Annotated in this window: 16 protein-coding genes, 1 pseudogene and 1 riboswitch; of the genes and pseudogenes, 8 read left to right on the forward strand and 9 right to left on the reverse strand. The window is 75.7% G+C overall.

The features are described 5' to 3' along the window. Nucleotides 1-7 precede the first annotated feature (7 nt). Together CP968_RS07720 and CP968_RS07725 are read left to right on the forward strand one after the other, a co-directional pair. Entirely contained in the window at nucleotides 8-550 is a 543-nt protein-coding gene (locus CP968_RS07720; RefSeq protein ID WP_150517285.1) for a GNAT family N-acetyltransferase, read from the forward strand. 240 nt (nucleotides 551-790) lie between these two features. After that, nucleotides 791-1,708, forward strand: coding sequence for an ion transporter (locus CP968_RS07725; protein WP_229886056.1), 918 nt, complete (start codon nucleotides 791-793; stop codon nucleotides 1,706-1,708). A gap of 51 nt (nucleotides 1,709-1,759) precedes the next feature. On the opposite strand, the gene tsaD is transcribed toward CP968_RS07725, so the two are convergent. Beyond that, nucleotides 1,760-2,821 (reverse strand): tRNA (adenosine(37)-N6)-threonylcarbamoyltransferase complex transferase subunit TsaD, encoded by a 1,062-nt coding sequence (gene tsaD / locus CP968_RS07730; RefSeq protein WP_150521796.1) that lies wholly within the window; start codon nucleotides 2,819-2,821, stop codon nucleotides 1,760-1,762. Between the two features lie 54 nt (nucleotides 2,822-2,875). Next, nucleotides 2,876-3,224 (reverse strand): annotated as a pseudogene (locus CP968_RS34715) (hypothetical protein); the annotation flags it as partial. A 222-nt stretch (nucleotides 3,225-3,446) separates the two neighbouring features. Here CP968_RS34715 and CP968_RS35330 point away from each other — a divergent pair. Beyond that, nucleotides 3,447-4,448, forward strand: a complete 1,002-nt coding sequence (locus CP968_RS35330) for a trypsin-like serine peptidase (RefSeq protein ID WP_150517286.1) — start codon at nucleotides 3,447-3,449, stop codon at nucleotides 4,446-4,448. A gap of 119 nt (nucleotides 4,449-4,567) precedes the next feature. Here the strand turns inward: CP968_RS35330 and CP968_RS07745 are convergent, their stop codons facing one another. From CP968_RS07745 to CP968_RS35335, 3 genes are all read right to left on the reverse strand, one after another. Next, nucleotides 4,568-5,989, reverse strand: coding sequence for an NAD(P)/FAD-dependent oxidoreductase (locus CP968_RS07745; RefSeq protein ID WP_189828848.1), 1,422 nt, complete (start codon nucleotides 5,987-5,989; stop codon nucleotides 4,568-4,570). Between the two features lie 119 nt (nucleotides 5,990-6,108). Then, complete coding sequence (locus CP968_RS07750; RefSeq protein ID WP_150517287.1) at nucleotides 6,109-7,041, reverse strand: oxidoreductase; 933 nt, start codon at nucleotides 7,039-7,041, stop codon at nucleotides 6,109-6,111. Nucleotides 7,042-7,278: 237 nt separating this feature from the next. Further along, the gene (locus tag CP968_RS35335) at nucleotides 7,279-7,404 is read right to left on the reverse strand and encodes a hypothetical protein (RefSeq protein WP_268253253.1); all 126 of its coding nucleotides are present in this window, start codon (nucleotides 7,402-7,404) and stop codon (nucleotides 7,279-7,281) included. Nucleotides 7,405-7,665: 261 nt separating this feature from the next. On the opposite strand from CP968_RS35335, the gene cbiE reads away from it, so the two are divergent. The 3 genes from cbiE to CP968_RS07765 are packed head-to-tail and all read left to right on the forward strand — an operon-like array spanning nucleotide 7,666 to nucleotide 10,581. Beyond that, complete coding sequence (gene cbiE / locus CP968_RS07755; RefSeq protein ID WP_150517288.1) at nucleotides 7,666-9,039, forward strand: precorrin-6y C5,15-methyltransferase (decarboxylating) subunit CbiE; 1,374 nt, start codon at nucleotides 7,666-7,668, stop codon at nucleotides 9,037-9,039. Next, nucleotides 9,036-9,785, forward strand: coding sequence for a precorrin-4 C(11)-methyltransferase (gene cobM, locus CP968_RS07760; RefSeq protein ID WP_150517289.1), 750 nt, complete (start codon nucleotides 9,036-9,038; stop codon nucleotides 9,783-9,785). Before cbiE ends, cobM begins: the two co-directional genes overlap by 4 nt. Continuing rightward, entirely contained in the window at nucleotides 9,775-10,581 is an 807-nt protein-coding gene (locus CP968_RS07765; protein WP_150517290.1) for a cobalt-precorrin-6A reductase, read from the forward strand. The genes cobM and CP968_RS07765 overlap by 11 nt, the downstream gene beginning before the upstream one ends. Nucleotides 10,582-10,664: 83 nt before the next feature. Here CP968_RS07765 and cobJ read toward each other — a convergent pair whose 3' ends face one another. The 3 genes from cobJ to cobG form a co-directional block, all read right to left on the reverse strand. Next, nucleotides 10,665-12,098 (reverse strand): precorrin-3B C(17)-methyltransferase, encoded by a 1,434-nt coding sequence (gene cobJ, locus CP968_RS07770; protein WP_229886091.1) that lies wholly within the window; start codon nucleotides 12,096-12,098, stop codon nucleotides 10,665-10,667. 134 nt (nucleotides 12,099-12,232) lie between these two features. Next, nucleotides 12,233-12,880 carry a precorrin-8X methylmutase gene (locus tag CP968_RS07775; RefSeq protein ID WP_189828847.1) on the reverse strand — a complete coding sequence of 216 codons (648 nt, stop codon included), beginning with the start codon at nucleotides 12,878-12,880 and terminating at the stop codon, nucleotides 12,233-12,235. After that, nucleotides 12,877-14,274, reverse strand: coding sequence for a precorrin-3B synthase (gene cobG, locus CP968_RS07780; protein ID WP_229886055.1), 1,398 nt, complete (start codon nucleotides 14,272-14,274; stop codon nucleotides 12,877-12,879). Before cobG ends, CP968_RS07775 begins: the two co-directional genes overlap by 4 nt. 130 nt (nucleotides 14,275-14,404) lie before the next feature. Beyond that, nucleotides 14,405-14,504, forward strand: a riboswitch (cobalamin riboswitch). A gap of 53 nt (nucleotides 14,505-14,557) precedes the next feature. Between cobG and cobN the strand changes: the two genes are divergently transcribed. Next, entirely contained in the window at nucleotides 14,558-18,169 is a 3,612-nt protein-coding gene (gene cobN, locus CP968_RS07785; protein WP_150517291.1) for a cobaltochelatase subunit CobN, read from the forward strand. A 229-nt stretch (nucleotides 18,170-18,398) separates the two neighbouring features. After that, on the forward strand, nucleotides 18,399-20,615 hold the full coding sequence (locus tag CP968_RS07790; protein WP_150517292.1) for a terpene synthase family protein: 2,217 nt from the start codon (nucleotides 18,399-18,401) through the stop codon (nucleotides 20,613-20,615). Between the two features lie 85 nt (nucleotides 20,616-20,700). On the opposite strand, the gene CP968_RS07795 is transcribed toward CP968_RS07790, so the two are convergent. Beyond that, nucleotides 20,701-21,933: a GNAT family N-acetyltransferase gene (locus CP968_RS07795; RefSeq protein ID WP_150517293.1), complete on the reverse strand. Its 1,233-nt coding sequence runs from the start codon at nucleotides 21,931-21,933 to the stop codon at nucleotides 20,701-20,703. Nucleotides 21,934-21,978: the final 45 nt, after the last annotated feature.

Genomic DNA, 21,978 nt, shown 5'->3' on the forward strand with positions numbered 1-21,978 from the left:
CCGCAGCATGAGCAGCAGCACGACGTCCTTTCCCGACCGGATCGAGCTCGCCGGGGAGGGACTCGTCCTGCGCGACTGGACGGAGGCGGACCTCGGCGCGATGCCGGAGCTGTTCGACCACCCGGACATCGCGTACTGGACGCCGATCGCCTCGCCCTTCGACGCGGCGGCCGCCCGTGCCCGGCTGGAGCGGGCCCGGCGGTTGCGGGCGGAGGGGACGGCCGTCCTGCTGGCCATCACCGTCGACGGCGGAGCCCCGCTGGGCGAGGTGATGCTGCGCCGCGCCCCCGAGGGCACCGAGCTCGGCTACGCGGTGGGACCGGCCCACCGCGGGCAGGGGCTGGCGGCCCGCGCGGTGCGGGTGATGGCCGCGTACGCCCGCGACCGGCTCGGCGCGGAGCGGGTGATCCTGGAGCTGGAGGCGGAGAACGCGTCCAGCGTCGCGGTGGCGGTCGCGGCGGGCTTCGCCCTGCTCGACGTGCCCTTGATCACCGGCGAGGAGAAGGGGCGGGCCTACGCCCTGCAGACCTGGGGCCGCGAGCTGTCCTGACCCCGCCGCTCCCCTGTCCCGCGGTTCCCCGGCCCCGCGCCCCCGTCGCCCCCGTCACCCCGTCGCCTCCGTACCCCGTCGCCCCGGCCCGCCCCGCGCGCCGGGGCGTGCGCGTGCGCGGCCGGGCGCGTGCGCGTGCGCGGGCCCGGGGTGAAACCGGATCGGCCGTGCTGCGTTAGAAGGTCGGACCGCGCGCCCTCCGGGCGCCGACCAGCGGTGTCGACGAGTACGAGGAGCGAGATGGCACATCCGATGCCGGCCGGGCACGGCCGGGCGAAGCTGGCGGCCCGTTGCCGGGCGGCCGCGGAGGCGCCGGCCTTCGGCATGGCCGTCTTCTGCGTGATCCTGCTGAACGCGGTGCTGATGGGGGCGGAGACCTACAGCGGGCTCGCCGAAGAGTACCGGCAGGTGCTGCAGGCGGCGGAGGACGGCTGCCTCGTCCTGTTCACGCTGGAGATGCTGGTGCGCCTGGGCGCCTGCGCGGACCAGCCGAAAGCATTCTTCCGCGACCCGTGGAACGTCTTCGACCTCGTCGTCGTCGCCTCCGCCTTCGTCCCGCTGGTGCGCGAGAACACCACCCTGCTGCGGCTGCTGCGGCTGGCCCGCGTCCTGCGCACCGCGCGCTTCCTGCCCCATCTGCGCATCCTGCTGGTAGCGGTGGGCCGCAGCCTGCCCGGTACCGCCAGCTTCCTGTTCGTCGGGGCGCTCGTGCTGTACGTGTACGCCATGGTCGGCTGGGTGTGCTTCGCCGACGCCGACCCGCAGCACTACGGGTCGGTGGGCCGCGCCGCACTCACCCTGTTCCTGCTGACCACCCTGGACGGGCTGACCGATGCCGTCCGCGCGGGGCTGCAGATCTCCCGCCTCAGCATCATCTACTACGCCTCGTACGCGCTGCTCGCCTCGTTCGTCCTGGTCAACGTCCTCATCGGGGTGGTGCTCAACTCCCTCGACGAGGCCCGCGAGATGGAGAAGGAGGCCTCCCGGGCGCAGCCGGACCCGGGGCGGGACGGGCCGGACGCGGCCGACGGCGATCTGCGCGACCGGATCGCCACGGCCCGGCGCGCGCTGGACGAGATCGAGGCGGGTCTCGGCGCCGCGCCGCAGGCGGCCCGTCCCCCGGCCCGGCAGCTGGAGGCCTCGCACACCGGCGGCTGAGCCGGCGGCCGACCCGGGAGGCCGAGCCCGGGGCCGGCCCGGGGCGGGCGGTCAGCCGGCCCGGGCCGCGACCGGGGTGAGCGCGGCGTACTCCAGGGGGGCGGAGGGGTCGATGGTCATCTCGGGCGGGCCCGGTTCGGCGCCCGCGCGCACCAGCAGGTCCCCGACGGCGGCGATCATCGCGCCGTTGTCGGTGCACAGGGTCATCGGGGGCACCCGCAGTTCGATGCCGGCAGAGGCGCAGCGGCGCTCGGCGAGGGCCCGTACCCGGGAGTTGGCCGCGACGCCGCCGACGACCACCAGGGTCCGCACCCCGTGCGCCGTGCAGGCCGCGACCGCCTTGCGGGTCAGCACGTCGGCCACCGCCTCCTGGAGGGAGGCCGCGCCGTCGGCGACCGGCGGCTCCCCGCCGCGCAGCCGGTGCCCCTCGGCCCAGCGGGCGGCCGCGGTCTTGAGCCCGGAGAAGGAGAAGGAGTACGCGTACGGGTCGTCCGCGCGCGGTCCGCCGGTGAGCGGGCGGGGGAAGGCGACGGCCTCGGGGTTGCCGCCCCGCGCGGCGCGGTCGATGGCCGGACCGCCCGGGTAGGGCAGGCCCAGGACGCGGGCCACCTTGTCGAAGCACTCCCCGGCCGCGTCGTCCAGGGTGTCCCCGAGGTGCAGGATCGGCTCGCGCACGAGGTCGCGGACGAGCAGCAGCGAGGTGTGTCCGCCGGAGACGACGAGCACCATGCAGGGCTCGGGTAGCGGGCCGTGCTCCAGGGTGTCGGCGGCGACGTGGCCGGCCAGGTGGTGGACTCCGTAGAGCGGCAGGCCGAGGGCGTAGGCGAGGGTCTTGGCTCCGGCCAGTCCGACCTGGAGCGCGCCGGAGAGGCCGGGGCCGGTAGTGACGGCGACGGCGTCGAGTTGGGAGGCCTTCAGCCCGGCCTGGTCGAGCGCCTGGCGGACGACCGGGTTGAAGGCGTGCAGGTGGGCGCGGGCGGCGATCTCCGGGACGACCCCGCCGAAGCGGGCGTGCTCGTCCATGCTGGAGGCGACGACGTGCGCGAGGAGCTTCCCGTCGCGGACGATGCCCGCGCCGGTCTCGTCGCAGGACGACTCGATCCCGAGCACCACCGGAGATCCCGACACGACTACCCCGACTCTTGTTGCGAATGGTTCGCAACAAGGCTACTCGCCGCGGGGCACCACCGTTCCCAGCACCTGGGGCAGCGGGTACCGGTCGGCCGAGACGATGGTGGCGTGGCGCCGGGCGAGCAGGGCCGGGCGCTCGCGCGCCCTGCGCCTCGGTCGGCCGGACGGCGTCGATGGCGGGGGCCACGTTGTGGGCGTCGGTGGCGATCAGCAGGTAGTGGTTGCGGTCGTACCAGCCGGTGTCGATCGAGCCGCCCGCGTACGCGCTCGCGTCCCCGTCGAAGACGACGAACCAGGGGCGCAGGGAGGCGTCGGCGTACCGGGCGCGCGGGTCGCCGGCCTCGGCGCGGTGCACGGCGGGGAAGGCGGCGGCCAGGTCGAGCCGGCGTAGGCGAGTCGGGTGACGCGGGGAAGGACGGCGGAGTGACGCGGGGAAGGACGGCGGGTGACCGGCCGGAGGCTGTGAGAACGGACACGTGCCGCGCACGGAACCGGGGCGACCGCTCCCCCATCGAACGGAAAGTCGGACAGAGTGTCGGACACGATGTCGGACGACACGTCGGACCCCCTGCCGAGCGGGCGGTCCGCGGGGCGGGCGGGAGTGCACATGTCGAAGAAGGTCCCGGGGAGGGTCGTGGGAGCCACCCTGCTCACCGCCACCCTCGGCGCGCTGGTCCTCACCGGGGGCTGGTACGCCTGGGAGCTGCGCGGCATCGCCGCCCACCGCGCGGACGGGGACCCGGCGCTGGGCACCTACCGGCAGGACCCGGAGCGCGCCGACCGGACGGCCTTCGCCGTCCTGGACGACGTCACCCAGGGCGCCCCGGACCCGTCGCAGGACCGCGGCTCCGCCACGGGCACGGGCGCGGGTGCGGGCTCGGGCTCGGGAGCGGCCCCGGACTCCGGCGCGGGCGCGGCGGTCGGCGCCACCGCCCTCCGCGACACGGCCGGCCGGCCCTCCGACCCCCTGGTGGCCCGGCCCGCGCCCGCCGAGCCGTCCGTCGGCGCCCTCTTCTCCCCCGGCGACGACGGCGATCCCGACCACCACTGCTCGGCGGTGGTGGTCCACTCCCCCGGCGGCGACCTGATCGCCACGGCCGCGCACTGCGTGTACGGCGGAGGCTTCCGGACGAACCTCGCCTTCGCCCCCGGCTACCGCGACGGCGTGGCGCCGTACGGGGTGTGGGTGCCCACCCGGATCGACGTCGACCCCCGCTGGGCCGAGGACCAGGACCCGGCCCACGACGTCGCCTTCGTCCGGCTGCGCCGGCCCGGCTACCCGGGGCAGCGGCTGGAGGACCTCACGGGCGCCACGACCATCGGCTTCCGGCCCCGGCTGCCCGCCCCGGCGCGGCTCGTGGGCTACCCCAACACCTCCGAACAGCCCCTGGAGTGCAGCAACACCGCCGTCGCGGCCGGCCCGACGCAGCTGCGCCTGGACTGCGCGGACGTACCGAACGGCACCAGCGGCGGCCCGGTGCTGACCGGCGGGGACACCCTGATCGGGGTGATCGGGGGCCGCGACGGGGGCGGCGACGAACGGACCTCGTACAGCAGCTACTTCGGCGACGGAGTCGAGGCGCTGTACGAACGGGCCGTCACCCCGTAGCCCCGACCCGGCAGGATCCGTTCACCCCGGGGCGGCCCGACGGGCGAGGTCCGACGGACACCGGCCGGTCGGACCCGGGAGCCGGTCGCGCCGCGGTCGCGCAGATCACCCGGCGCGGCCTAGGCCGTCTCTTTCGGATCTTGCCGGGCCCCCGGCGGCGCGTGGTGGGACGGGTACGGGGTGGTGTGCGGGGAGGCCGGCCGGCGCCAGCGGGACAGGACGCGGAGCATCGTGGCCGGGCCCAGCAGGGTGTCCGGCGTCGCGGACAGGGACAGCACCCCGAAGAAGCGGGCGGCCACGGCCGGGTCGGCGTTGGCGCCGACGATCACGCGGGACATGTAGCGCTGCATGATCCGGGTGGTGCGGTCCGGTGGCGGGCCGTCTGTCTGCGGGTAGCGCAGGTCCTCGCTCGTGGCGATCTGCCAGGCCGTCTCGGCCGCGGCCGCGGTGCTGCGCTGGATCCGCCGCACCGCCCCCGGGACCTCCCGCGGGGACAGGGTGCGCAGTTCCTCGCGCAGGGCGTCCGCGGCCAGGGCGGCCACGGTCATCCCGTGCCCGTACACGGGGTTGAAGCGGCAGGCCGCGTCGCCGAGGACCAGGAAGCCGTCGGGTGCGTGCTCCAGGCGCTCGTAGTGGCGGCGTTCGTTCGCGGTGTTGCGGAAGCCGACCGGCGAGGACAGGGGCTGCGCGTCGCGGAGGGCGTCGTGCAGGGCGGGGCTGCGCAGGCTGCGGGCGAAGCCGAGGAACTCCTCCTCCGCGGTGGGCGGGGCGTGGTCGCCGTTGCCGATGAGCGTCGCCAGCCACCGGTCGCCCTCCAGCGGGACCAGCACGCCGCCGCGCGGGCTGTCGGGACGGCCCTGCACGTACATCCCCCGCCAGCGGCGCGCGGGGTCGGGCGGGACGGCGTAGGAGCGGCTGGAGTAGCCGAGCCGGGAGTCGTAGCGGGTGGTCGCGGGGACGGGGTGGCCGAGGGCGGCGAGCCAGTCGGGGGCCCTGGAGGTGCGTCCGGTCGCGTCGACCACGAGCCGGGCCGGCAGCCGTTCGCCGCTCCGCAGTTCCACGCCGGCCACCGAGCGGCCGTCCGCAGCGGCCACCAGCCCGGTGGCCGTGCACCGCGCCCGTACGCGGATCCGGGCGTCGCGCAGCACCTGGCCGCGCAGGGTCCGGTCGAGCAGTTCCCGGCTGCCGAGCAGGGCCCGGGCGCCGTGCACCGGGAGGAACCAGTCGGCGGGGCTGAGCCACAGGAAGTCGCGGGGCAGGTCCAGCAGGACCGCCCCGCCCGCGAGCAGGCGCGCCGTGGTGCCGGGCAGCAGGTCCTCGATCAGGTCCACGCCCTTGGACCACAGCACGTGCGCGTGCCGCGACTGCGGGACACCGGGCCGGAAGGCCGGTCCGGAGTCGGGGAGTTCGTCCCGTTCGACCACGGTGACGCGGTCGAAACGCTCGGCCAGGACCCGCGCCGCCAGCAGCCCGGCCACGCCCGCTCCGAGGACCACGGCGCCGTCGCGGGGTTCCGGGTGGTCGTCCATGTCGTCGTCCATGCGGCCGAGTCTCCGGCGCGGCGGGGCGCTGCGGTCAGGTCCCGGCCGGGGCGCACGGACTCACACCGGGGCGCCCGGGGAAGCCCTGCCGGGGCGGCCGGGTCCGCGGGGCCGGGGCGTCAGCGCGGCAGGGAGGCGTACGAGACGCCCGTGAGCCGCTCGGAGGCGGCCCAGAGGCGCTCGCCGGAGGCGTCGTCCAGGGTCCACTTCGCCCGCCGGGAGCGCGCGGGCGCGCCGCGCCAGCCGAACCGCGGCCCGATGAACTCGTCCGGGCGGACCCCGGGCGCGGTGGCGGCGTAGAGCGTGGGCAGGGCGCCCGAGGCGGCGGGCTGGGCGAGGAGCGCGTTGCCGGCCGCCGTCATCCGCGAGGTGAGGGTGGGACCCTCCAGCCGCGCGGCGCCGGCGTGCAGGTTGCTGGAGGCGTAGCCGGGGTGGGCGGCGGCCGGGACGATCGTCTCGCGGGCTTCGGTGAAGCGGCGGGCCAGCTCGTGGGTGAACAGCAGGTTGGCGGTCTTGGATCGGCCGTAGGCGGTCCAGCGGCGGTAGTCGCGCTCACTGCCGAGGTCGTCGTGATCGATGTCGCCGAGGGCGTGGAAGGCGCTGGAGACGTTGACGATCCGGGCGCCGGGGGCGGCGGCGCGCAGCCGCGGCAGCAGCAGTCCGGTCAGGGCGAAGTGTCCGAGGTGGTTGACGCCGAACTGGGTCTCGAAGCCGTCGGCGGTGCGGCCGTAGGGCAGTGCCATCACCCCGGCGTTGTTCACCAGCAGGTCCAGGGAGGCGTGGCGGCGGCCGTACCCCTGCGCGAACTCCCGTACGGACGAGAGGTCGGCGAGGTCCAGCTCGGTGAACTCCACCTCGGCGGCCGGGACTTCGGTACGCAGCCGGATCACGGCGGCGCGGCCCCGGGCGGCGCTGCGGCAGGCCAGCACCACGACCGCGCCGCGCCGGGCGAGCTCGCGGGCGGTGACGTAGCCGATCCCGCTGTTGGCGCCGGTCACGACCGCGGTGCGGCCGCTCTGGTCCGGGATGTGCGTGGCGTTCCAGCCGGGCATGGCGTCTCCCTCTCGCGACACGGATGGTTACCTGGGGTAATTGACCCCGCCCACCCTACTCGGGCCCCCCGGAGCCCCCGCGCGGCCCCACAGCCCCTCCAGGCCGTCGCGTCGGCCCGGTCGGCCCGGTCGGCGCGGTCGTGGCCGCCACCGGCACGCCCCCGGCCGGGAGCCGGCCGTGGAGCACGGTACGGCCCGTGCGCCGCCGCAGGATCAGCCGGGCCCCGAGCGGCACCTTCAGCTGTCGGCCACCGCACCCGGGCCGAGCCCGGTGAGCGCGGCCGGCTGCGGCGTGGCCTCCGTCCGGCCTCCGTCCGGTACGCGGCCGGGCTGCTGGTGCGGGAGCGCCCGGGGGTCCTGCACGCGGACGGCACCCAGGGCCGGGCGCTCGGGCTCCGCTCGGCCGGGATGCCGGCCGCGCGGGGCGGGTGCGCGGCCCCCGCCGGAACGGTCCCCCGGTACACCTCCCCGTCGACCGCGATCACCGCCCCGGCCTCGGCTTCGGTCCTGGTCACCCTGGTCCTCGAACCGCGGCCGCGCCCCAGTAGGCTGCGGGTCCGCCCCCCGCGTCCCCGCGTCCCCCTACTCCCGTTCCCCTACTCCCGTTCCCCGAGGTACCGCGCCGTGAGCTCCGCACCGCCCCCCTTGCCCGTGACGGTCGTCGGCCTCGGCGCCGACGGCTGGGCCGGGCTCGCCGCCACCGCGCGCTCGGCGCTCGGCTCCGCCGAGGTGCTGATCGGCGGGCCGCGGCAGCTGGCCCTGCTGCCCGCCGCCGAGTGCGCCGGGGAGCGGGTGGCATGGCCGAGCCCGCTGCGCCCGGCCGTGCCCCGGCTGATGGCGGAGCACGCGGGCCGCCGGATCGCGGTACTGGCCAGCGGCGACCCGCTCTTCTACGGGATCGGCCGCGCCCTCGCGCAGGAGCTCGGCCCGGACGCGCTGCGGATCCTGCCGCACCCCTCGTCGGTGTCGTACGCCTGCGCCCGCCTGGGCTGGCCGGTGGAGGAGACCGAGGTCGTCACGGTGGTCGGCCGTCCCGTGGCCAGGGTCGCGGCGGCCCTGCACGACGGGCGGCGCGTCCTGGTGCTCAGCGCGGGTGCCGGTTCCCCGGGGGAGATCGCCGCGCTGCTGCGCGAGCGCGGCTTCGGCCCGAGCCGGATGCGGGTGCTGGAGCGGCTCGGCGCCCCGGAGGAGGACGCGTACGAGGGGCGCGCGGACGCCTGGGAGCACCCGCCGGGCGACCCGCTGAACGTGGTGGCCGTGGAGTGCCGCCGGGACCCGGCCCATGCGGGGCCGCGGATCGGTGCGACCCCCGGACTGCCGGACGGCGCGTACGAGCACGACGGGCAGCTCACGAAGCGGCACGTCCGGGCGGCGACCCTGTGTGCGCTCGCCCCGGCCCCCGGCGAGCTGCTGTGGGACATCGGCGGCGGCTCCGGTTCCATCGGCATCGAGTGGATGCGCACCCACCCGTCGTGCCGGGCGGTGACCGTGGAGCGGGTGCCGGAGCGGGCCGAGCGGATCGCCCGCAACGCGGCGTCGCTCGGCGTGCCCGGCCTGCGCGTGGTCGTCGGCGCCGCCCCCGAGGCGCTCTCCGCGCTCCCGGCCCCCGACGCGGTGTTCATCGGCGGCGGCCTGACCGCGCCGGGCCTGCTCGACACGGTCTGGTCGGCGCTGGCGCCCGGCGGGCGGCTGGTGGTCAACACGGTGACGCTGGAGTCGGAGGCCGTGCTGGCCGAGCGGTACCGGCGCCACGGCGGCGAGTTGGTGAAGCTGGCGGTCGCGCACGCGGTGCCGGTCGGCGGGTTCACGGGCTGGCGGCAGGCGATGGCGGTCACCCAGTGGTCGGTCACCAAGCCCGCGCCGTCCCCCGCGGACGCCGGGGACCACCACCACGGCCGACACGACGAACACCACCACCACGACAACCACGGCAAGCACGGCAACCACGACGACAAGGCCCACGAGGCCGACGAGGCGAAGGAGAACGAGCGCTCATGACCGTGTACTTCATCGGTGCGGGCCCCGGCGCCGCCGACCTGATCACGGTGCGCGGTGCCCGGACCCTGGCCGCCGCCCCCGTCTGCCTGTACGCGGGCAGCCTCGTCCCGCGCGAACTGCTCGCCGAGTGCCCGCCGGACGCCCGGCTGGTCGACACCTCGCAGCTCGATCTGGACGCGATCGTCGGCGAGTTCACCGCGGCCCACGCGGCCGGCCTGGACGTGGCGCGGCTGCACTCCGGGGACCCGTCGGTCTTCAGCGCGGTCGCGGAGCAGATGCGCAGGCTCGACGCGGCCGGCATCCCGTACGAGGTGGTCCCGGGCGTACCGGCCTTCGCCGCGGCCGCGGCCGCCCTGAAGCGGGAGCTGACCGTCCCGACCGTCGGCCAGACCGTGATCCTGACCCGGGTCGCGCAGCAGGCGACCCCCATGCCCCCGGGCGAGGACCTGGCGACGCTGGGCCGCAGCGGCGCGCTGCTGGTGCTGCACCTGGCGACCCGTTACGCGGACCGGGTCGTCGAGGAACTCCTGCCGCACTACGGGGCCGAGTGCCCCGCGGCGGTCGTCGCGATGGCCAGCCGGCCCGACGAACTGGTGCTGCGCGGCACCCTCGCCGACATCGCGGACCAGGTGAAGGCGGCGGGCCTGGTGCGCACCGCGGTCATCCTGGTCGGCCGCACCCTCGGGGCGGAGCAGTTCCGCGACAGCCACCTGTACTCCCCCGAGCGCGACCGGCATGCCTGCTGAACCGGGCCGTCCCGCGTCCCGCCACGTCCTGATCCTGGGCGGTACGACCGAGGCCCGCGGCCTGGCGGAGGCACTGGCCGGCGCGGCGGCGGCCCCGGCGCGGGAGCCGGCCGGTGCGCCGCGGCCGGTCCGCGTCACGACCTCCCTCGCCGGGCGGGTCGCCGCACCGGTGCTGCCGCCGGGGGGCACCCGCGTGGGCGGGTTCGGCGGCGCCGCGGGGCTCGCGGCCTGGACCGCCGCCCACGGCGTCACGCACCTCGTCGACGCCACGCACCCCTTCGCGGAGCGGATGAGCTTCCACGCGGCCGCGGCCCACGCCCTGACGGGCGTCCCGCTGCTCGCGCTGCGGCGACCCGGCTGGAGCCCGGGGCCGGACGACGACTGGACCTTCACCGGGTCGCTCGGCGGGGCCGCGGACCTGCTGGCCTCCCGGGGCCGCGCCCGGGTGTTCCTGACCACCGGCCGGATGGGGCTGCACCACTTCGCGCACCTCACCGACCCCTGGTTCCTGGTGCGTTCGGTGGATCCGCCGGCCGCTCCCGCGCCCCCGCGCCTGGAGGTGCTGCTGGACCGCGGCCCGTTCACCCTCGCCGGGGAACGGGAGCTGCTGGACCGCCACCGCGTCGACGTGCTCGTCACCAAGGACAGCGGCGGCTCGGCCACCGCGCCGAAGCTCGTCGCGGCCCGCGAGGCCGGCCTGCCGGTCCTCGTCGTCCGCCGCCCGGCCGCCCCGCAGGGCGTACCGGAGGCGGATTCGGTGGCCGCGGCCCTGCGCTGGCTCGCCCGGACCCCGTAGGGCCGGGCCGCCGGGCCCGTGGCGCGCCCGGGGCCGGGAGCGGTCGTCCGCCCCCGCCCCGGGTGGTCACGGTGCGCGGCGGGTCATCCGTAGCGGCGCGGAGTCCACGTGATCCGGGAGCCGTCGGCCCGCTCGGTGACCCGGGTCTGCGAGGAGCCGATCAGCAGGATGGTGCGCATGTCCACCTCGGAAGGCTCCAGTTCGCCCAGCGTGACGATCCGTACGGACTGCTCCGGCCCGCCCACGTCGCGCGCGACCACCACCGGGGTCTCGGGCGCGCGCAGCTCCAGCAGCAGTGCGCGGGCCTGGGCCACCTGCCAGGTGCGGCTGCGCGAGCCGGGGTTGTACAGGGCGAGCACCAGGTCGGCCGCGGCGGCGGCGCGCAGCCGCTGCGCGATGACCTCCCACGGCTTGAGCCGGTCGGAGAGGGAGACGGTCGCGTAGTCGTGGCCGAGCGGGGCCCCGGCCGCGGCGGCCGCCGCGTTGGCCGCGGTCACGCCGGGCAGGACGCGTACGGGCACGTCCTTGTACTCCGGCTGCCCGGCGGCCTCCAGGACGGCGGTGGCCATGGCGAAGACGCCCGGGTCGCCGCCGGAGACCACGGCCACCCGCTTGCCGCGCCGGGCCAGGTCCAGGGCGAACTCGGCCCGCTCGGACTCCACCTTGTTGTCGGAGCCGTGGCGCAGCTGGCCGGGCCGGGCCGGGACCCGGTCCAGGTAGGTGGTGTAGCCGACCAGCACCTCGGCGTCGGCCAGCGCCCGCCGCGTCTGCGGGGTGAGCCACAGGGGGCCGGCCGGACCGGTGCCGACGACCACGACCTCGCCGGGCCCGGACGGCACGCTGCCCGGGTTGCCGATCCGGCTGGGGACGACGGCGACGGCGAAGTACGGGACGGAGCCGGGGTCGACGTCGGCGAGGAGCCCGGTGCGCTCCCCGGCCATGGTGGCGCGCTCCACGTAGTGCGCCTCGGCGAGCCGGCCGCCGGCCTCCATCGCCGCGCGTACGGCGGGGAAGGTACGGCCGAGCTTCATCACGACCGCCGAGTCGGTGGCGGCGAGACGGGCGGTGAGCTCCTCCTCGGGCAGTGTGCCGGGGAGGATGGTCAGCACCTCCTCGCCCTCGACGAGCGGGGTGCCGAGCCGGGCGGCGGCGGCGCTCACCGAGGTGACGCCGGGGACGACCTCGGTGGGATAGCGGTGCGCGAGCCGCTTGTGCATGTGCATGTACGAGCTGTAGAAGAGCGGGTCGCCCTCGGCGAGCACGGCGACGGTCCGGCCCGCGTCGAGGTGGACGGCGAGGCGGGCGGCGGCGGACTCGTAGAACTCCTCCATGGCGCCCTGGTAGCCGCCGGGGTGGTCGGTGGTCTCGGTGGTGACCGGGTAGACCAGCGGCTCCTCGACGTGGTCCTCGCGCAGGTGCTTCGCGGCGATGGACCGGGCGATGGAGCGGCCGTGCCGGGCGCTGTGGTAGGCGACCACGTCGGCTTCGGCGATCACCTCGACGGCGCGCAGGGTCATCAGCGAGGGGTCTCCGGGGCCGAGTCCGACCCCGTAGAGCCGCCCCTGCGCCGGGGCGGCGCCGGTGCTCCCGGTGGTGTCCGCAGTGGGGATCGCCGCGGCGCCCGCTCCCGTGCCCGCGTCGGTTCCGGTGCTCATTCGGCCACGCTCGCGAGGGCGTTGACGGCGGCGGCGGCGATGGCGCTGCCGCCCCGGCGGCCGCGCACGATCAGGTGGTCGAGTCCCGAGGGGTGGGCGGCGAGCGCGTCCTTGGACTCGGCGGCGCCGATGAAGCCGACGGGGACGCCGATGACGGCCGCCGGGCGCGGGGCGCCCTCCTCGATCATCTCCAGCAGCCGGAACAGGGCGGTCGGGGCGTTGCCGACGGCGATGACCGAACCTTCCAACAGGCCGCGGTCGCGCCAGACTTCGAGGGCCGCGGCGCTGCGCGTGGTGCCCATCCTGGCGGCGAGCTCCGGGACCGAGGGGTCGGAGAGGGTGCAGATCACGTCGTTGCCGGCGGGCAGCCGCTTGCGGGTGACGCCGCTCGCGACCATCTGTACGTCGCACAGCACCGGGGCGCCCGCCTCCAGCGCGGCCCGGGCCCGCAGCACCACGTCGGGCGTGTACCCGAGGTCCCGCGGGAGGTCGGTCATCCCGCAGGCGTGAATCATGCGCACCGCGACCTGGGCGACCGAGGCGGGCAGCCCGGAGAGGTCCGCCTCGGCGCGGATCGTGGCAAAGGACTGGCGGTAGATCGCGGCGCCGTCCTTCTCGTACTCGAACACTGTGTACTCGCTCATTTCTTCACTGCGTCTGCGGATACGGCGACTGCGGGTGCGGGTGCTGCGGGTGCGGCCGGTGTTGCGGGGTCGGCCGGTGCTGCGGGATCGGCCGGTGCGGGCGGGTCGGGGGGCGTGCTGCGGGCGGCCGCGAGGGCCTCGGCGAGGCCGGCGCGGGGCGGCAGGGGCCGGCCGTCCAGGGAGAGCGCGTAGGTGCCGTGCCCGGTGGCGAGCGCGTCGACCCAGGCGGAACCGCGCGGGTGGCCGCACCGGCGTTCGCAACCGGACCAGTGCACGGGCAGCGGGCCGCGCGCCGCGTGGACGACGGCCCGCGCGTCGGTGCGCACGTCGGCCAGGGCCTTGGCACAACCGGGCCGCCCCGTGCAGGCGGTGACGGACCGCCAGGGGTCGTCGGGGGCGGTGACGAGCCCGGCGCCGGCGAGTCCGGCGAGCGCGGCCCCGGCCTCGTGCGCGGGTACGCCGACGACGACGATCCCGCGCCAGGGCGTCAGGCGGATCCGTCCGGTGAGGCCGGCCAGGTGGCGCCACTGGGCGGTGGTCAGCCGCCCGAGCGGCGCGAGCACGCTGAGCGCGACGGGGGCGCCGGGGCCGGCGTCGGGGCCGGCCACGGTGCCGGGCTCGGGCGGGAGCCCGGTACCGGCGGGGGGCGCGGCGACCACCTCCGCGCGGATGCCGGCGGCGGCGAGCCGGGAGCCCGACTCGGCGGCGCTCAGGGCGTGTTCGGCGGGCAGCTCGCTCACCCGCCAGGCCCGGGTGCCGGCGTCCCGTACGGCGTCGAGGAAGTGGGCGGCGGCCGCGAGCGCGGCCCGGGGGGCGTCGGCGGCCGCCACCAGCAGTGCCTCACGGGCGCCACCGGTCCACAGCAGGGCCCGGCCCGCGTCCAGGGCGGCCAGGTTCACGTCGGCGTCGAGCCGGGTCACGTCACCGCGGCCGTCGTCGAGGGCGAAGAGGAACCGCCCGGAGAGCCCGGCAGCCGCCGCGCTGGCGCACAGCAGCCGGTCCAGCTCCGGCACCCAGGGGGCGACGTCGGGCAGGCCGCGCCGGTCCAGCCCGGTCAGGGGCGAGGCGACGATGTTGCGGACCCGCTCGTGGGTGGGTGCGGGCAGCAGGCCGGCGCGCTCCAGGACGGCGGCCAGCTCGCCCCCGCAGCCCGCGCCGAGACCGCGCAGCTGTACGTTGCCGCGCGAGGTGAGGTCGAGGTGCCCGTCGCCGAGCCGGTCCGCGGCCCCGGCCAGCAGCAGCGCCGCCGGGCCGTCGAGCAGCCCGCCCGGTATCCGCACCCGGGCCAGGTACCCGTCGTCGGCCGCGTGCAGCCGCAGCGCGCCGGGGCAGGCGTCACCGCGCTCCCGTATGACGGGTTCGTCCCGCGATGCGGCGGAGGGGAGCTGGGGCATGGCGGCGAGCATACCCACGATTCCCCTCCCCCGAGCTGTGTCCGTCACCACCCCCGCCCCGCCCCACCCCCACTCCCGGCCAGCGGAAAGGCCACCTAGGATGACCACCGGCGGACCACACGGCCCGCCATCGCCGAGGACGGCGACAAGGGAGGAAGCCCGGTGAGATTCCGGCGCGGTCCCGCCACTGTGAACCCCGCGGAGCGATCGGCGGGGTGAGCCAGGAACTCCCGCCGTCCTCACTGCCCGGGGCGCGGAAACCCCGAGGAAGGCCTGCCGCCGCATGATCCTGCTGCTGTCGACGTCCGACACCGATCTGCTCAGCGCCCGCGCCGCCGCGGACGGCCCCGTGCCGTACCGGTTCGCGAACCCCTCCCGCCTTCCCCTCGACGACCTCCCCGGCCTCCTCGACGGCGTCGACCTCGTCGTCGTCCGCCTCCTCGGCGGCCTGCGGGCCTGGCAGGAGGGGCTGGACCTGCTGCTGGCGCCCGGTCAGACCCGTCCGGTCGTGGTCCTGACCGGCGAACAGGCCCCGGACGCGCAGCTGATGGAGGCCTCCACGGTCCCGATCGGCACAGCCGCCGAGGCCCACGGCTACCTCGCCCACGGCGGCCCCGCCAACCTCGCGCAGCTGGCCTGCTTCCTCTCCGACACCGTCCTGCTGACCGGCCACGGCTTCGAGCCGCCCGCCGCCGCCCCCACCTGGGGCCCGCTGGAGCGCACCGCCGGCACCGCGAGCGGCCCCCGGATCGCCGTCCTGTACTACCGCGCCCACCAGATGAGCGGGAACACGGCCTTCGTCCACGCCCTGTGCGAGGCCGTCGAGGCCCACGGGGCGCAGGCGCTCCCGCTGTACGTGTCCTCGCTGCGCACCCCGGAGCCGGAGCTGCTGGCCGCGCTGGAGGGCGTCGACGCCGTCGTCACCACCGTGCTCGCGGCCGGCGGCACCAAGCCCGCCACCGCCTCGGCGGGCGGCGACGACGAGTCGTGGGACGCGGGCGCGCTGGCCTCCCTCGGCGTGCCGATCCTCCAGGCCCTGTGCCTGACCGGGTCGCGCGCCGCCTGGGAGGAGAGCGACGAGGGCCTGTCCCCCCTCGACTCCGCCACCCAGGTCGCCGTGCCCGAGTTCGACGGCCGTCTGATCACCGTCCCGTTCTCCTTCAAGGAGTTCGACGAGGACGGCCTGCCCGCCTACGTGGCCGACCCCGAGCGCGCGGCCCGCGTCGCCGGGATCGCCGTGCGCCACGCCCGGCTGCGGCACATCGACCGCCGGGACAAGAAGGTCGCGCTGGTCCTCTCCGCGTACCCCACCAAGCACTCCCGCATCGGCAACGCGGTCGGCCTCGACACCCCGGCCAGCGCCGTCGAGCTGTTGCGCACGCTGATCGCGGGCGGCTACGACTTCGGTCCCGTCGAGGAGATACCGGGTCTGGTCTCCGGTGACGGCGACGAGCTGATCCGCGCCCTGATCGAGGCCGGCGGCCACGACCAGGACTGGCTGACCGAGGAGCAGCTGGCCCGCAACCCGGTCCGCATCCCGGCCGCCGACTACCGCCGGTGGTACGAGCAGCTCCCGGCCGAGCTGCGCGAGGGCGTCGAGCGGCACTGGGGCGAGGCCCCGGGCACCATGTTCGTGGACCGCTCGGCCAATCCCGAGGGCGACATCGTGCTGGCGGCGCTGCGCCGCGGGAACCTGCTGGTCCTGATCCAGCCGCCGCGCGGCTTCGGCGAGAACCCGATCGCCATCTACCACGACCCCGACCTGCCGCCCTCGCACCACTACCTGGCCGCGTACCGCTGGATCCAGGCGAGCGCGCAGGACGGCGGCTTCGGCGCCGACGCGATGATCCACCTGGGCAAGCACGGCAACCTGGAGTGGCTGCCGGGCAAGAACGCGGGCCTGTCGGCGGCCTGCGCGCCCGACGCCGCACTGGGCGACCTGCCCCTGATCTACCCGTTCCTGGTCAACGACCCCGGCGAGGGCACGCAGGCCAAGCGGCGCGTGCACGCCACCCTGATCGACCACCTGGTGCCGCCGATGGCCCGCGCGGAGTCGTACGGGGACATCGCGCGCCTGGAGCAGCACCTGGACGAGTACGCGCAGATCTCGGCGATGGACCCGGCCAAGCTGCCGGCCATCCGCGCGCAGATCTGGACGCTGATCCAGGCGGCCAGGCTCGACCACGACCTCGGGCTGCAGGAGCGTCCGGACGACGAGGGCTTCGACGACTTCCTGCTGCACGTCGACGGCTGGCTGTGCGAGGTGAAGGACGCCCAGATCCGCGACGGCCTGCACGTCCTGGGCGGCGCCCCGACCGGCGCGGCCCGGGTCAACCTGGTCCTGGCCATCCTGCGGGCCCGGCAGATCTGGGGCGGTACGACGGCCCTGCCGGGGCTGCGCGAGGCGCTGGGCCTGGACGAGTCCGCGGCCACCCGCACCGCGGCCGACGCCGTCGAGGAGCGGGCGCGCGCGCTGGTCCAGGCGATGGAGGACGCGCACTGGTCCCCGGACGCGGTCGCGGACGTCGCCCGCGAGCACTCGGCGGACGTCGCCGCGGTCCTCGACTTCGCGGCGCGCGAGGTGGTCCCGCGCCTCGCGGGGACGGTCGACGAGATCGCCCACGTGGTCAGCGCCCTGGACGGCCGGTTCGTCCCGGCCGGCCCCTCGGGCTCGCCGCTGCGCGGGCTGGTCAACGTCCTGCCGACGGGCCGCAACTTCTACTCGGTCGACCCCAAGGCCGTCCCCTCCCGCCTCGCGTGGGAAACCGGTCAGGCCCTGGCCGAGTCGCTGCTGACCCGCTACCGCACGGACAACGGCGAGTGGCCCGCGTCCGTGGGCCTGTCCCTGTGGGGCACGAGCGCGATGCGCACCTCCGGCGACGACGTGGCCGAGGCCCTGTCGCTGCTCGGCGTGCGCCCGGTGTGGGACGAGGCCTCGCGCCGGGTCACGGGCATCGAGCCGATCCCGCTCGCGGAGCTCGGCCGCCCCCGCATCGACGTCACCCTGCGCATCTCGGGCTTCTTCCGCGACGCGTTCCCGCACGTCATCGGCCTGCTGGACGACGCGGTACGGCTGGCGGCCTCGCTGGACGAGCCGGCCGCGGAGAACTTCGTACGGGCCCACGCCCAGGCGGACCTGGCCGAGCACGGTGACGAGCGGCGCGCGACGACGCGCATCTTCGGCTCGCGTCCCGGTACGTACGGGGCCGGCATCCTGCAGCTGATCGACTCCCGCGACTGGCGCACGGACGCCGACCTCGCGGAGGTGTACACGGTGTGGGGCGGGTACGCGTACGGGCGCGGACTGGAGGGCCGTCCGGCGCGCACGGAGATGGAGACGGCCTACAAGCGGATCACCGTCGCGGCGAAGAACACGGACACCCGCGAGCACGACATCGCCGACTCGGACGACTACTTCCAGTACCACGGCGGCATGGTGGCCACGGTCCGCGCCCTGCGCGGCACGGCCCCGGAGGCGTACATCGGCGACTCCACCCGCCCGGAGACGGTCAGGACGCGCACGCTCGTCGAAGAGACCAGCCGCGTCTTCCGGGCCCGCGTGGTCAACCCGAAGTGGATCGAGGCGATGCGCCGCCACGGCTACAAGGGCGCCTTCGAGCTGGCCGCGACCGTCGACTACCTCTTCGGCTACGACGCGACGACGGGCGTGGTGGCGGACTGGATGTACGACAAGCTGACGGAGACGTACGTCCTGGACCCGGAGAACCGCGCCTTCCTGGAGCAGGCCAACCCCTGGGCCCTGCACGGCATCGCGGAGCGCCTGCTGGAAGCGGAGTCGCGCGGCATGTGGGAGAAGCCGGACCCGCAGGTGCTGGAGTCCCTGCGCCAGGTCTACCTGGACACGGAGGGCGACCTGGAGGGCGGGGCGGAGTAGCGGCCGTCCGCCGCGCACGACGAGGCCGTCCTCCCCGGTGCACCAGCCGGGGAGGACGGCCTCGCCTATACCCCCGCTCCGGCCCGCGCGCCAGGGAACACGGCTCGCTTCACCTGATGCGGTGAACTACCCCTTGGGCCACCCGTACCAGGGGTAGGGCACTGCTGATCTCGTGCGGGGGCCGGGCCCAACCGGTTCCCGTACCCATGGACGAAGGGCCGACCCCGCCGTGACGCAGCCGTTTCAACTGCCGGATTTCTATGTGCCTTATCCGGCGCGACTGAACCCCCACCTGGAGGACGCGAGGGTCCACACCAAGCGGTGGGCGCGCGACCTGCAGATGCTGGAGGGCTCGGGCGTCTGGGAGGAGCACGATCTCGACTCGCACGACTACGCGCTGCTCTGCGCCTACACCCACCCCGACTGCGACGCCGAGGCGCTGTCCCTGGTCACCGACTGGTACGTGTGGGTGTTCTTCTTCGACGACCACTTCCTGGAGATGTTCAAGCGGTCCCAGGACCGCGACGGCGCCAAGGCCTACCTGGACCGGCTGGCCGCCTTCATGCCCATGGACCTGGCGGAAGGTTTCCCCGAGGCGACCAATCCGGTCGAGGCCGGGCTCGCCGACCTGTGGGCCCGGACCGTGCCGGCCATGTCCCTGGACTGGCGGGAGCGGTTCTCCCTCTCCACGCGGAACCTGCTCAACGAGTCGATGTGGGAGCTCGCCAACATCAACATCGGGCGCGTGGCCAACCCGCTCGAATACATCGAGATGCGCCGCAAGGTGGGCGGCGCGCCCTGGTCGGCCGGCCTGATCGAGTACGTCTCCGCCGAGGTCCCCGCGCGCGTCGCGCACGCCCGCCCGCTCCAGGTGCTGCGCGACGCCTTCTCCGATGCCGTGCACATCAGGAACGACATCTTCTCCTACGAGCGGGAGGTCGCCGACGAGGGCGAACTGTCCAACGCCATCCTGGTGTTGGAGACCTTCCTCGGGTGCACCACCCAGGAGGCCGCCGAGGCCTCCAACGACCTGCTGACCTCCCGCCTCCAGCAGTTCGAGCAGACCGCCCTCGCCGAGCTGCCCCAGCTGTTCGCCGACCGGGCGATGGACCCGGCCGAGATCGCCGCGGTCCTCGCGTACGCCAAGGGGCTCCAGGACTGGCAGTCCGGCGGCCACGAGTGGCACATGGTCTCCAGCCGCTACATGAACAAGGAGGCCAAGGCCACCGCGCCGCTGACCCTCCCCTTCCTGCCCTCCGGCCTCGGCACCACCGCCCTCGACCTCGGTTCGGTCTTCGCGCGGCGCTCGGTGGAGCTGCGCCGGCGCTCCTTCACGCACGTCCCGTTCCAGCGCACCGGGCCGTCGGTCATCCCCGACGTGTACATGCCCCACCCCTTGGCCCTGAGCCCGCACCTGGCGCACGCCCGCGAGGAGTCGGTGGCCTGGTGCAGGCGGATGGGCATGCTGGACCCCCAGCCGGGCGACCCCGGTTCGGCGATCTGGAACGAGCAGAAGCTGCGCGGCTTCGACTTCGCGGTCTGCTCGGCGGGCATCGACCCGGACGCCACCGCCGACGCGCTGTTCCTGAACGCCTGCTGGCTGAGCTGGGGCACCTACGGAGACGACTACTACCCGGTGGTCTTCGGCCAGGCCGGGGACCTCGCGGCCGCGAAGGCCACCACCGCCCGCCTGATCGCCATGATCCCCGTCGACCACGCGGAGCAGGCGGTACCGGTGACCGCGATGGAACGCGGCCTGGCCGACCTGTGGGTGCGCACGAGCGCGGGGATGTCCGCGCAGGCGCGCACCGAGTTCCGGGCGACGCTCGTGACCATGCTGGAGAGCTGGCTGTGGGAGGTGGACAACCAGGTCCACCACCGCATCCCGGACCCGGTGGACTACGCCGAGATGCGGCGCAACACCTTCGGCAGCCACCTCACGATGTACCTGTGCCGGCTCGGCCACCAGGGCCGCGGCATTCCGGAGGACATCTACGCCTCGGGCACCATCCGGTCGCTGGAGAACGCCGTCGCGGACGCCGCCTGCATGATCAACGACATCTTCTCCTACCAGAAGGAGGTGGAGGTCGAGGGCGAGGTGCACAACTACGTCCTGGTCACGCAGAACTTCTTCGACATCGGCTATCCGGAGGCGCTGCACATCTGCCACGCGCTGATGACGCAGCGCACCGAGGAGTTCGAGCACATCGTGGCGACCCAGCTGCCCGTGCTCTACGACGACTGGAAGCTCGGCGCGGAGGCCCGCGCGGCCCTCGACGCGTACGTCGGCGAACTCCAGGACTGGCACGCGGGGATCCTCAACTGGCATCGGAAGATCGCCCGTTACCGGCCGCAGGACCTGAACGGGCTGCCGGACGGCCTGTCCACCCGGGTCTGGGGCGCGGACTTCGGCATGGCCGCCGCCCGGATCGCACTGCCCTCCTGACCCGTCGGCGGGGGCGGTCCGCTCGCCCGCCCCCGCCGCCGCTCCCGTTCCCTCCCCGGGGCCCCCGGGCCCCGGCCGCCCCGGTTCAGAACTCGTCCGCGGTGTGCGGCAGCAGACCCGTGCGCAGCGCCGCGTCCAGCGCCGCCGCCGCGCCCGGGGTGTGTTCCGCGACCAGTCCGGCGGCGACGAGCTCGGCGGCCCGGGTGCCGCCCAGGTAGCACGCGGCCAGCTCCCGTACGTCCAGAACGAGATCGGCCGGAGCGCGGGCCGGTTCGTACGCGGCTCCGTCCGGCCCGGCCTTGAGCCGGTGGCGGCCGGCGTTGGCGGGGATCCGCGGGTCGGTCAGCTCCAGCACCAGCTCCGCCGGCGCGGCCCAGGCCCGGGCGGTCAGCGCCGCCCGTACGTCGACCAGCCGCAGCCACAGCGCCGGGAACTGGGCGGTCACCCTGACCTGGTCGCGGTCGGCCGCGAAGTGGAGCAGGGGGTCGTCGGCCGGGCGGCCCCACGCGCGGACCCGGCCGGTGAGGTCGAGCCCGGCCACGCAGCGCCACAGGGCGGCGGCGACCGCCGGGGTGGCGGCCTCCAGCTCGTCCACGCGGACCAGGCCGGGGGTGCGCAGCGGTCCCGTGCCGTCCTCGCCCTTGGTGCGGTAGAGCACGTACCCGGCGGGCGGGCCGTCCGGATCGCCCAGGACGATGGCCCGGGGCGGCCCCAGCTCCTCGTCCTCCTCGTCCCGTTCGGTCAGCCACTCGCCGGTCCAGCGCTCGGGGCTGCGGCTGGGCCGGCCGGCCCGCCGCCTCCGCGCGGCCTCGTGGAGCGGGCCGAGCACGGCGAGGGCCTCGGCGGGGTCGAGGAGCCGCAGCGGGCGCGGGTCGGGGTCGATGCGCAGGGCGAGGGGGCGGGTGGAGTCGATCTCGATGGTGGCGCCGGTGGTGGCGCCGCCGAATCCGAAGCGGCCGTAGATGGCGGCTTCGGAGGCCCACAGGGCGGCGAGGGGACCGCGGGCGGCCGCGGTCCGCCGCAGTCGTTCGGTCATGAGGGCGGTGAGCACGCCGCGCCGGCGGTGGGTGGGGGCGACGGAGACGAAGGTGAGGCCGGGGCAGGGCAGGTCCGCTCCGGGTACCGACAGCCGGAAGTCGTGCGCGGCCATGAAGCCGACCAGGGCGCCGCCCTCGTAGGCGCCGATCCGGTCGCAGCGGGTCAGGAGCGCGTGGTGCCGCTCCCGGCCGTCCTTCTCGGGCCGGTCGTGGAAGACCAGGTAGGCGAGCTCCAGAGCGCGGTCGATGTCGGCCTCGGGTACCTCGCGGATGTCCACCATGATCGCGAGACTAATCGGTCATCGCGGACCGGTCACCCCATACGG

This window comes from Streptomyces subrutilus, from assembly GCF_008704535.1.
In the GTDB taxonomy this organism is placed as follows: domain Bacteria; phylum Actinomycetota; class Actinomycetes; order Streptomycetales; family Streptomycetaceae; genus Streptomyces; species Streptomyces subrutilus.